The 12,636-nt window shown below is 40.6% G+C and carries 6 protein-coding genes; all 6 read left to right on the top strand.

The window, feature by feature from the left end:
• Positions 1–37: 37 nt before the first annotated feature.
• The 6 genes from GUY17_RS11895 (at position 38) to GUY17_RS11870 (ending at position 12,596) form a co-directional block, all read left to right on the top strand.
• On the top strand, positions 38–253 hold the full coding sequence (locus GUY17_RS11895; RefSeq protein WP_162023284.1) for a DUF2835 domain-containing protein: 216 nt from the start codon (positions 38–40) through the stop codon (positions 251–253).
• Positions 254–568: 315 nt separating this feature from the next.
• Positions 569–2,617, top strand: a complete 2,049-nt coding sequence (locus GUY17_RS11890; RefSeq protein WP_162023283.1) for a DUF1302 domain-containing protein — start codon at positions 569–571, stop codon at positions 2,615–2,617.
• A 13-nt stretch (positions 2,618–2,630) separates the two neighbouring features.
• Positions 2,631–3,995, top strand: a complete 1,365-nt coding sequence (locus GUY17_RS11885; protein WP_101086985.1) for a DUF1329 domain-containing protein — start codon at positions 2,631–2,633, stop codon at positions 3,993–3,995.
• A 58-nt stretch (positions 3,996–4,053) separates the two neighbouring features.
• Positions 4,054–5,064 (top strand): YCF48-related protein, encoded by a 1,011-nt coding sequence (locus tag GUY17_RS11880; protein WP_101086986.1) that lies wholly within the window; start codon positions 4,054–4,056, stop codon positions 5,062–5,064.
• Positions 5,065–5,113: 49 nt separating this feature from the next.
• A complete protein-coding gene (locus GUY17_RS11875) occupies positions 5,114–7,420 on the top strand; it encodes an RND family transporter (protein WP_162023282.1) in 2,307 nt (768 codons plus the stop codon).
• A 328-nt stretch (positions 7,421–7,748) separates the two neighbouring features.
• Positions 7,749–12,596 (top strand): NAD-glutamate dehydrogenase, encoded by a 4,848-nt coding sequence (locus GUY17_RS11870; protein WP_162023281.1) that lies wholly within the window; start codon positions 7,749–7,751, stop codon positions 12,594–12,596.
• Positions 12,597–12,636 lie beyond the last annotated feature (40 nt).

The raw sequence follows: 12,636 nt of genomic DNA, 5'->3' as shown, positions 1-12,636 counted from the left end.
AAAAGGAGAGCTTGCTCTCCTTTTTATGGAGTAAATTATGGAGTTATTATTTTCTCTTAACGTAAGTTATGAAGCATTTCTACCATATTACCAAGGACTTGCAGAGAAAGTGCAAGTAAGAGATCACCACGGTCGTGTGTTGCACATCAATGGTAAGTATTTTAGACCTTATTTAACTCCTCAAGGTATTCAAGGACAGTTCAAATTAGTCCTTAACCAAGATGGGAATTTCAAATCACTTAATAAATTATAGAGTATTTACTTCAAACGTTTGATTGATTAGTGGTGTGTGAAGTAGCACCCCGTTAATATATATAAGTCTATGAAAATAAACTTTTTTCGTTAATGGTTAAATGACTGTAATTATATCGTCTGTGTTAATTCAAATATAGGCTGGTTTTATTTTGTCGTTTTTACCCCGACATCGTTAATTTTCTTAAACATTTTCTTTTTTTTGACCTTGCTCAATATAGTTAAATGCTGTAACAATGGTGTTGCCTGTGGGCTAACAAGATGTTGGTTAAATTCCTATAACAACTAATCCAACAGGTTACGGAGATGAACTAAAATGAATATTGTTAAAAAAAGATTTAACAAGTCGGCTCTCGCTTTGGGGGTGGTGTCGGCATTATGTTTGGGGATGAGCACTTCAGCCTCAGCCGTTTCTTTTGATTGGGGTGATGTACGAGGTACATTTGACTCAACTTGGACTGCAGGTGCGAGTTGGCGTGTGTCAGACCGCGATTGGAATAATCAAATCGGAAAGGTAAACCAACCACAATTCGATTGGTCTGGTTATTCGGCATTTGGTGGTGCGTTTGGATCAACCAAATATACCTCAACAGAAATTTGGACTCAGCCTGGTTCTTATTCAAGCAACAATGACTTAAGTAATTTGTTGTATGCGCAAGGTGATACTACTTCTGAGATTGTTAAAGGTCTTCACGAGTTATCACTGAAGTACGAAAATTACGGTATCTTTTTACGCGGTATGTATTTTTACGATCGCAAATTAAATGATGGTGATTATGGCTTTAACGATCCATTAACCGGAAAAGAATTCGATCCTTGTGAAGATAACAAAGCATCAGAAGTGCAATGTAAAGATATTCGCTTACTAGATGCATTTGTTTACGGTAACTGGGACTTAAATGACGGTGCTAACCCATTAAGTGTTCGCGTGGGTAACCAAGTCGTTTCATGGGGCGAAAGCACCTTGATTTCTCACGGCATTGCTGAAATCAATGCTGTAGACTTAAATATTCTTAATGCACCCGGTGCGGAGCTCAAAGAAGCATTCCGTCCACAAGGCATGGTTTGGGCATCGTTAGGTTTATCTGAAAACTTAAACCTAGAAGCATTCTATCAGTATGATTGGCAGCCAATTTGGATCCCTACACCGGGGTCAAACTTTGCAACCAATGATTTTGCTGGATATGGTGGCTACAACCAAAATGCGCAATTGGGTTTCAACTCCAATCCAGATATCAACCAAGATTTCCTTATTTCAGAATATTCACGTTTATATGAAGCTGCAGCCGCTACTGGGTTTAACTCAGCATATGCCGCTTACATGACTGCTTATTCAACTAAGGTTGCTTTGGTTCAAGATGCTGCAGATCCTAGTGATGATGGTCAATTTGGCGTTAAATTAGGCTATTACTCTCCAGAACTGGGCGAAACTGAGTTTGGTTTTTATTACATGAATTACCACAGTCGTCGTCCAATTATTAGTGGTACTGCCTCTAACTTTACTGCAGAAGCTATTGGTCGTGATTATGGCCGTTTAGCACAAAGTGGTGGGAACATTGACCGCGAACTTTTGTTAAGTATGGAAACCTTTACCAAATCGCAAATTGTATATCCTGAAGATATCCAGTTGTATGGTTTTAGTTTTAACACTTTGGTAGGCGATACTTCTGTTGCTGGTGAAATTTCTCATCGTGTTGATGAGCCATTGCAAATTGACGACGTTGAATTACTTTTCTTAGCGATGCCTCAGCAGCTAGCTAATGCGGGTCTTCGTCCTGATTTAGATGGTATTTCACAAATGGATAATGTGGAGCCTGGCTCAAACGCTGAGGGGTATATACTTACCGATACAACCCAAGCACAGGTAACCTTTACCCACTTATTCGGCCCGACATTAGGTTTAGATAATCTAACCATGCTTGCTGAAGTCGGTGGTGTGTGGATCCATGATATGCCTGGTTTTGACGAATTACGTCTAAACGGTCCAGGAACCGCTCGTTCTGGTGGTAACCCAGAAATGACTGGTATTATTGCCGCATTACATAATGGTCCTGAAACCAATCCATTCCCAACAGATTTTGCGTGGGGTTATCGTTTAGTGGCGAAAGCTGACTTTAACAATGTGTTTGCTGGTGTGAACATGTACCCAAGAGTGATTTTCTCTCATGACGTTGATGGCATTACACCGGATCCAATGTTCTTATTCACCGAAGGCAGAAAATCTGTCGCTTTGGGTGTGAACTTTGATTATCAAAGTCGTTGGGGCGCAGATATTTCTTACAACAGCTTCTTTGGTGGCGTAGGAACAACAAATGCGATGACAGACAGAGATTACATCTCTTTCAACGTCAAGTATTCGATTTAGAAGGATAATTATAATGAAGAAACTGACGATATTATCGGCAGCAGTGATGCTAGCACTAAGTGCACCTGCTGCGCTGGCGAAAGTATCACAAGCTGATGCAGACAAATTGGGTACAACATTAACCCCTATGGGTGCAGAAAAAGCGGCTAATGCCGATGGTTCAATTCCTGTTTGGAGTGGTGGTATTAGCAAACCTATAGCGGGTTACACTAAGGGTATGCATCATCCAGATCCTTTCCCAACTGACAAAGTGCTATTTACGATCACTAATGAAAATAAAGCCCAGTATGCTGAGTTTTTAACCCCGGGTCAGAAACAATTATTTGAAGTATATCCAGATACTTACAAAATGAATGTCTATGAAAGTCGCCGTACTGCAGCCGTACCTCAATATGTTTATGATGCGACTAAAGCCAATGCCGTTAGAGCTGAGTTAGTTTCACAAGGTAACGGTATTACTGGGGCGACCATTGGTGTGCCATTTCCAATCCCTGCTAACGGTTTAGAAGTGATTTGGAATCATATTTTACGTTATCGTGGTGTTGATGTAGAAACCTATCGTAGCCAAGCTGCGCCGATGTCTAATGGTTCTTACACTTTGGTTGAAAACGCTGAGGAAATTCGTTTTGAATATTCTCGTCCAGAGGTGACATTAGAGAAACTTAAAGAAACAAATACATTGTTTTACTTTAAACAAGTTGTGACTCAACCAGCACGACTTGCTGGTACAGCATTACTTGTAAAAGAAACCATGGATCAAGAGGCTCTTCCACGCCAAGCTTGGACTTATAACACTGGACAACGCCGAGTTCGTAAAGCGCCTAACGTAGCTTTTGATACACCTGGTACTGTGTCTGATGGGTTAAGAACAACAGATGATTTCGATATGTTTAACGGCTCTCCAATGCGTTATAACTGGGAATTAGTCGGTAAGAAAGAGATTTACATTCCATACAATGATTATCGTTTACATTCAGATGCGTTGAAATATGACCAAATTTTAAAACCTGGCCATATTAACCCTGAATATCCACGTTATGAAAAACATCGCGTATGGGAAGTCAAAGCGACGTTAAAAGAAGGCATGCGTCATACATATAAAACTCGTGTGTTTTATATTGATGAAGATTCATGGCAAGTTGCAGTAACTGATATATATGATAATCGCGATGAGCTTTATCGTGTTGGTGTCGCTCATCTTATCAACTATTATGAAGTGCCTGCGCTTTGGAGTACCTTAGAAGTGTTCCACGATCTTCAATCTCGCCGTTATTTAGCAATGGGTCTAGACAACGAAGGTCGCATGTATAATTTTGATGCATCGCTTTCTGAAGCTAACTTTACCCCAGACGCCCTAAGACGTGCCGGTATTCGTTAACAAGCCATAAATAAAATGGGGCGCGGTTGCGCCCCTATAAATTGTAAAGGAAGTTTGTATGACGTTTAGCATGCTTCGCAGTGCAGTGGCGATTGGGATTAGTGCATGTTTATATACTACTTCAGTAGATGCTCAACTCGATCCACTCTCTGTTCAGATTCAACCCCTAGCTCAATCCTCTTTATTGCTTGATATTGCTAATGCGGGTGACAAACTTGTCGCGGTAGGCCAACGCGGTAATGTGTTGCTTTTGGACAATAATCAATGGCACCAAGTCGCGACCCCTGTATTGTCTCAATTAACCAAAGTGTTTTTTTTCGACGACAAACAAGGTTGGGCTGTCGGCCATGATGCCACCATCATCCACACTCAAGATGGTGGATTAACGTGGTCGGTGCAGATGCAATCTGCTGAAATAGAGAAACCTTTTCTAGATATTCGTTTTTATAGTCCCGTTGATGGTATTGCGGTGGGCGCTTATGGATTATTTTATCGCACCGCTGATGGCGGTAAAACATGGCAACAAGAATTTCATCAAGAATTATTATTTGAAGAAGATATTGCCTATTTAAATGAACTTAAAGCAGAAGATGAAGCATTGTATTTATCTGAGCGAGCTTCATTATTACCCCATTTCAACCGTTTAATTCGCCTGAAAGATAAACGATTGTTGCTTGTGGGTGAGCTTGGCTTGGTCGCGGTATCGAGTGATAACGGCCAAACATTTTCGAAAACTAACTTTGATTATGATGGTTCAATGTTTAATGCCATTGAAGTTGGCGAAGATGTTTATGTCATGGGCTTACGTGGTCATGTGTTTAAGTCAGACTTAACGCTATCCGCATGGCAAGAAGTTAATTTACCTGTCCAATCATCAATTAATAGCGCACTTATTACCGCTAGTAATGACCTATACCTGGTGGGAAATGCTGGGATTGTGTTGTCAGTAGATGATGATAAAGCAACAATTGTTGCCAGACGCCAAGGTGAAAATATAGTGGCAATTGCTAAAGACAGTAAAGGCCAGTTATGGTTTGCCGGTTCTAAGGGACTGTTCCAGCTTGATTAACCTTTTGGTTAAACTGGACAATTAAAACAACAATAATAGGGCCGAAAAGATGTTAGAAAAACTGGTCAATGGATTTGAATCTCATTTATTCCGCAATCGAAAATGGGTCATCATTTCGTTTATTTTTATTACTTTTTTCTTAGGGTATCAAGCCAGCCAATTAAAAATGGATGCTGCTTTTAGTAAAAATATCCCACTCAATCATTCGTACATGCAAACGTATACCAAACATCAAAAAGATTTTGGTGGTGCTAACAGTATTATGGTGGCGGTAGAAGATACCAGTGGCAATATATTTAACCCGGTATTTTTTGATGCGCTCAAAAATGTGCACGATCAATTATTTTTTATTCCGGGTGTAGAACGTTCTCAGGTTAAGTCGTTATTCTCACCTTCAACTCGTTTTACCGAAGTCGTAGAAGACGGCTTTGCCGGTGGTCCGGTGATCCCTGCTGATTTTAGTAATGATGATTACGGTCTTAAAATCGTTCGTGATAACATTGAAAAAGCTGGCATTGTAGGCCGACTTATCGGTAATGATTACACCTCTGCCATGGTGTCTGCGCAGTTAATGGAGTTTGACCCTCAAACGGGTGAGGCTATTGATACTATTGCGTTTGCAAATCAATTAGAGCAAGAGCTTCGTGGCAAGTTTGAAAACGATAAGATCAAAATTCATATTATCGGTTTTGCAAAAATGGCTGGGGATGTTGCTGAGGGCGCTAAAGGCGTACTGCTGTTCTTTTTAATCGCCATTGCGATTACTGCTGTAATGGTATACCTATTTTCAAAATCGATAGTGCTAACCGTCTTGCCACTAGTGTGTAGTTTGGTTGCAGTATTTTGGCAATTAGGATTATTAACCGTGGTTGGCTTTGGTTTGGACCCAATGTCGATTTTAGTGCCGTTTTTAGTGTTTGCTATTGGTGTTAGTCACGGGGTACAGATGATCAATGCTGTACGTCGTCGTGTGCTTGATGGCCAAACAACTAAAGCCGCTGCAGCGTCCGCATTTCGTAGCTTATTAGTGCCCGGTGGTGTTGCATTATTATCTGATACGGTTGGTTTTTTAACCTTACTGTCAATTGATATTGGTATTATTCGTGAGTTGGCTATTTCTGCATCGTTAGGTGTCGCGGTTATTATTTTAACCAATCTGATTTTACTACCATTGGTGATTTCATATTTTGAATTACCGAGTAAGCAAGACACTCCTGAAAAACGTCAAAAAATTGAAAATATTTGGCGTGGTTTGTCTAAATTTGCGACCCCTAAATATGCCATTGTAGTATTGATTTCGACTGCGATACTTTACGCGGTTGGTTTTCAACAAGCGTCCAAAATGCAAATTGGTGATTTACAGGGCGGGGCGCCTGCACTGCATCAAGACTCTCGTTATAACCAAGACACTTTCTTTATCACTAAACATTTTTCAATTACAACTGATGTAATGTCTGTGATTGTAGAAGCTACACCAGAAGCCTGTACTTATCATTCATTGTTATCTCAGATAGATCAGTTCGAATGGATGATGGCAAATACACCTGGGGTAGAGTCAACGGCAAGCTTGGCATCTATTGCTAAGAAAGTGAATGCAGGATTTAACGAAGGTAACCCTAAGTGGGAGATTTTACCGCGTACCACCGCGAGTTTAGTCCAAGCCGTTGGCCAAGTACCGACAACATCTGGTTTGCTCAATAGTAATTGCTCGGTTATGCCTGTGTACTTGTTCTTAAAAGATCACAAAGCTGAAACCATCGAGGTGGTTGTAGACAAAGTTAAAGCGGTTGCCGCACAACTTAACTCTGACACTTTGCAATTTAAGCTAGCATCAGGTCCTGTTGGTGTCATGGCCGCCACAAATGAAGCCGTGAGCGAAGCTCAGCTACCAATGATGCTATATGTATATGGCGCTGTGTTTGTACTGTGTTTAATTAGCTTTAAGTCACTCAAAGCGACGATTGCGGTAATTATTCCACTTTATGTGGTATCAACATTAGCGCAAGCATTAATGACCTTGCTTGATATTGGTTTAGCGGTGAGTACCTTACCGGTGATTGCATTAGGTGTGGGTATCGGCGTTGATTACGGGATTTATATCTTGTCGACGATGTCCAATAAACTCAGTAATGGCATGCCGGTGCAACAAGCGTATTTCGAAGCTCTCGTTGAACGTGGTAGTGCGGTTATCTTTACCGGCCTAACGTTAGCCATTGGAGTGAGCACTTGGTTCTTCTCAGACCTTAAATTCCAAATGGATATGGGAATTTTGCTGACATTTATGTTTTTAGTGAATATGTTGGGAGCAATTATTATTCTACCCGCACTTTCAGCGATGTTTTGGCGAAAAAAGTAACTAAAACATGTAATTAAATAAAAAAGGGAGCTTAGCTCCCTTTTTTATTTTGCATAGTTACTCTATGCAAACGACTTAAATGTCATTTTAAACGCTAATCTATGCTGCCGACTGGATTTATAGAGGATGTACCACTAAAATTTTCCTCGATATAGCAGCAATTTAGTAATAAACTTTGCACAAGATCTCAAATATGAGTTTCTTTTGTTAAACGAAAAACAGTTATTTACGTGCTACACACAAAATGACTCGGACCGACACAATCAACAAGCCGAAGCATCCATATAATGATAAGAGCGCTGCCATAGACGCTTAAGGAATCTGCAACATGGCCTTGAAAGATGCAATGCCTTCAGTACTACTGGAAAATGTAGTCAATTTAATTCACACAAAAATCCCTCATTCTCAAGCCAAACAAGTTGAGCAATTTGCCAATTGCCTCTACGCCCATATGTCAAAAGACGATCTCAATGCTCGTAATGACAGTGATTTATATGGTGCTGTAGTGAGCCTTTGGAATGCGCTGAATAAAACGGCCCAGGATCAAACCCACATCCGTGTATTTAATCCTAGCCAAGCAAAACATGGCTGGCAGTCAACTCACAGCATTATTGAGGTTATCCAACTTGATATGCCTTTCTTGGTTGACTCGCTCTCAATGGCGTTAAATCGAATGGGCATCACTGCCCATGTGATGTTACATACGCCATTAGCCGTTGTACGTGGTAATAACAACAATGTGTCAGATGTGTCATTTGTTAATGACACATCTGATAACAGCAATAATGTTGCTGTATTCTTGGTCGAAATTGATAAACAAAATAGTGATGCTGACATTAAAGCGATTGAAAAAGAAATTCAATCTGTACTTGCTGATGTTTCAGCGTCGGTCAATGATTGGCAATTAATGTCAGATACATTAACCGAGACTATTAAGCAATTACCTTCACGTCCATTCCCTGGTGATAAAACGGAATTGAAAGAGTCAGTTGATTTTTTAAACTACTTGAACAACCATCATTTCACTTTGCTTGGCTATCGTTATTACGATTTAAAACGTGTTGAAGGTGATGTTGAGCTTGTTCCTAATATTGAATCTAGCTTAGGGCTAATGAACCGTTCAAAAACCTCACACAGTGAGCGTGGTTTATTACTTTCAAGTTTATCTGATTCAGCCCGTAAAGAGGCATTAGATGAAAGCTTACTTGTTCTCACCAAGAGCTCTGCTAAAAGTCGTGTACATCGTCCGGCTTATGTAGATTATATTGGTGTTAAACGTTTCGATAAAAAAGGCAACGTAATCGGTGAAGATCGCTTCATTGGTTTATATGCTTCAAATCTTTATAACCGTAGCCCACGCGAAATTCCATTATTGGGCGAAAAGGTTCAGCGGATTCTTGATAATTCTGGGCTAACTCCGCGCTCGCATGATTATAAAGCGTTGATGAACATTCTTGAAAACTTACCTCGTGATGAGCTAATTCAAGCTAAAGATCCTGAGCTATCAAACATAGCTCATGGTGTTTTGGAAATGCAAGATCGCGATAAGTTAAAGCTGTTTGTGCGTAAAGACGGTTATGGTCGTTTCTTGTCGTGTTTAGTGTATGTGTCTAAAGACCGCTACAACACTAAGTTACGCCAAGACACTCAACGTATTTTGGCACAACATTTCCAAAGTAATGAAGATGTTGAGTTCACCACGTATTTTTCTGAGTCTACTCTGGCTCGCACTCACTATATTATCAAAGTTGATAATAACAATATGGATGTTGATGTGGCCGCCATTGAAAAAAATCTTATTGAAGCCGCTCGCTCGTGGGATGACAAACTGCACACTGCATTAAACAATGCCGTTGGTGAACAAGCTGGAACAGGACTGACAAAGCGTTATTTAAATGCGTTCCCACCTAGCTATAAAGATGATGTATTACCAAGTTCTGCTGTGGTTGATATGCAGCATTTAGAAGCTTTGGATGATGATCACAAGTTAGGCATGTTGTTCTATCAGCCACAAGAGTCGGCGTTAAATGACAATAAAGTTCGCTTAAAACTGTTTCATAAAGACGAGCCAATTCATTTGTCTGATGTTTTGCCAATGCTAGAAAACTTTGGCTTACGCGTGATCAATGAACGTCCGTACGAAGTGAAAACCAATGATGGCGCGACATTCTGGATTTTAGATTTCTTAATGACAGTGCAAGGCGCTGCCACAGAGAATCTAGCCGACAGTCAAGACCGTTTCCAAACGGCTTTATTGCAAGTGTGGCAGAAGAAGTTAGAAGATGACGGCTTTAACCGCATGGTACTGTCAACAGGCCTCAGTGGTCGTGAAGTGTCTATTTTGCGTGCTTATGCTAAGTATATGCGTCAAATTGATGCAACATTCAGTCAGTCGTACATCGAAGAAACGTTTAGCCGTTATCCTAAATTAGCGGACTTATTGGTGAAAATGTTCATCCGTAAGTTTAACCCTAAACTAAAAACGCGCACCTTAAGTAAGTTCCTTGAACAGGTGAACATACAACTTGATGACGTTTCAAGCTTAGATGATGACCGTATTATTCGTCGTTACTTAGATTTAATTAACGCCACATTACGAACTAACTTCTATCAAACTGCTATTGGCGGAAAAGCGAAAGACTATATCTCGTTTAAATTTGCACCGAGCTTAATCCCAGAAATGCCTAAGCCGATGCCTAAGTTTGAGATTTTCGTGTATTCGCCTCGTGTTGAAGGTGTGCATTTACGCGGTGGTAAAGTGGCCCGTGGTGGTTTACGTTGGTCTGATCGTCGTGAAGACTTCCGTACCGAAGTACTCGGTTTAGTAAAAGCACAACAAGTTAAAAACACCGTGATTGTGCCTGTAGGCGCAAAAGGTGGTTTTGTGTGTAAGCAACTGCCGACAGAAGGTGGCCGCGAAGCATTATTCACTGAAGGGCAAGAATGTTACCGTATCTTTATCCGTGCGTTATTAGATATTTCAGACAACATTGTTAATGGTGAAGTGGTTCCACCCGCAGATGTTGTACGTCACGATGAAGACGATCCATATTTGGTTGTTGCTGCTGACAAAGGCACGGCAACATTCTCAGATATTGCTAATGCGATTGCGATTGAATATAACTTCTGGTTAGGCGATGCGTTTGCTTCTGGTGGTAGTAACGGTTATGACCACAAGAAAATGGGTATTACTGCACGCGGTGCATGGGAGTCGGTTAAACGCCATTTCCGTGAAATTGGTGTAGATTGTCAAACGACTCCATTTAGTTGTGTTGCGATTGGCGACATGGCTGGTGACGTATTTGGTAACGGTATGCTGTTATCTGAGCAAACTCAATTGGTCGCTGCATTTAACCATATGCACATCTTTATTGACCCTACGCCCAAAATTGCAGAAAGCTATGCTGAGCGTCAGCGTTTATTTGTACTGCCACGCTCAAGCTGGGAAGACTATAACGCTAAACTGATTTCTAAAGGCGGCGGGATATTCTTACGCTCTGCTAAGTCAATTAAATTGACACCAGAAATCAAGAAAATGTTGGACACTGACAAAGACACCATGAACCCAACTGAACTGATGAAAGAACTACTGAAAATGCCAGTAGACTTGATTTGGAATGGTGGTATTGGTACCTACGTTAAGTCGAGCAAAGAATCGCATGCTGAAGTAGGCGACCGTGCCAACGACACCTTACGTGTTAATGGTAAAGAAGTACGTGCCAAAATCATCGGTGAAGGCGGTAACTTAGGTTGCACTCAATTAGGCCGTATTGAATACTGCGCTAATGGCGGCCGTATGAATACCGACTTCGTCGATAACGTTGGCGGTGTAGATTGTTCAGATAACGAAGTTAACATCAAAATCTTCTTAAACACGTTAGTGGCAGAAGGTGAGTTAACCGTTAAACAGCGTAACCGTTTACTTGAAGACATGACTGACGAAGTCAGTGAAATTGTGATTAAAGATTGTAAAGATCAAACCCGTACGATTTCGGTTACCCAAGTACATGGTGTGTCACAGCTTAAAGAGCAAATTCGTTTTATTCAGTATCTTGAAAAAGACGGTAAACTTGACCGCGCACTTGAGTTCTTACCAACTGATGACGATCTTGCCGAACGTTTAGCCAATGGCCGTGCTTTAACTCGTCCTGAGTTATCGGTATTAGTTGCTTACGCTAAAATGGTACTTAAAGAACAGCTCGTGACACCTGAAATCACTGAAGATGCATTTTTAAGCAAGTTATTAGTGGCTTATTTCCCTAAAAAGTTACAAGCAAAATACGCTGATAAAATGACCGCACATCCTCTACGTGGTGAAATTATTGCTACATCATTAGCTAATGAATTGGTTAATGATATGGGCTTTAATTTTGTACAACGTATGCAAGATGAGACCGGTGCAACAGTTGCTGAAGCGGCTATTAGTTATACTATGGCCCGAGAAATCTTTGGTCTTGATGAGTTAACCGCTTCTATTACTGAGTTAAATGGTGTTATTCCGGCACATGTGCAGGGTGAAATGCTACATCAGTTACGTCGTAATATGCGTCGAGCATGTCGTTGGTTTATTCGTCATCGCAATCGTGCTCATGATATTGATCAAACAGTGGCATTCTTTAAGCCTGTATTTGAACAGCTTAAAGCTAACGTTGACCAGTATATGATTGAAGCTGAAGTTAAAGTGATTTCTGCTGAAATTACTACTCTAGTAAAAGAAAATGTCCCTAAAGCAGTTGCACTAATTGTCGCTAAAATGAGTACATTATTCTCTGCGTTAGACATTGCACAAATTGCTCAAATCGAGAATAAGTCAGTTGATCTGGTATCAGAAACTTACTTCAAACTCGGTGCAAAAGTTGAATTACATTGGTTCTTAGAACAAATCAATGCTCAACCTGTAGCAAACCATTGGCAAGCACTTGCGCGTGCGGCATTCAGAGAAGAACTTGATTGGCAACAACGAGCATTAAGTTCTGCAGTATTACGTACTTGTACAGATACTTGTGATGCAGATAGTGTTATTAATCAATGGATTACATTAAACAAACCATTGCTTGAAAGATGGTATCACATGCTAGCCGACTTCAAGGTTTCTCAAACCCATGAATTTGCTAAGTTCTCAGTCGCCTTAAGAGAACTGAACTTGCTGATTTTGCATTGCGAAGGTCAGAAGTAGTTTTTATAATGTGAATAAGCCCTGGCGATTGCCGGGGTTT

The organism is Shewanella sp. Arc9-LZ (assembly GCF_010092445.1).
GTDB lineage: Bacteria > Pseudomonadota > Gammaproteobacteria > Enterobacterales > Shewanellaceae > Shewanella.
This window is presented reverse-complemented; position numbering and strand designations above follow the sequence as displayed.

Coding starts and splice junctions, on each gene's coding strand:
- GUY17_RS11890 (WP_162023283.1), top strand. CDS start 569: ATGAATATTGTTAAAAAAAGATTTAACAAGTCGGCTCTCGCTTTGGGG.
- GUY17_RS11875 (WP_162023282.1), top strand. CDS start 5,114: ATGTTAGAAAAACTGGTCAATGGATTTGAATCTCATTTATTCCGCAAT.
- GUY17_RS11880 (WP_101086986.1), top strand. CDS start 4,054: ATGACGTTTAGCATGCTTCGCAGTGCAGTGGCGATTGGGATTAGTGCA.
- GUY17_RS11885 (WP_101086985.1), top strand. CDS start 2,631: ATGAAGAAACTGACGATATTATCGGCAGCAGTGATGCTAGCACTAAGT.
- GUY17_RS11895 (WP_162023284.1), top strand. CDS start 38: ATGGAGTTATTATTTTCTCTTAACGTAAGTTATGAAGCATTTCTACCA.
- GUY17_RS11870 (WP_162023281.1), top strand. CDS start 7,749: ATGGCCTTGAAAGATGCAATGCCTTCAGTACTACTGGAAAATGTAGTC.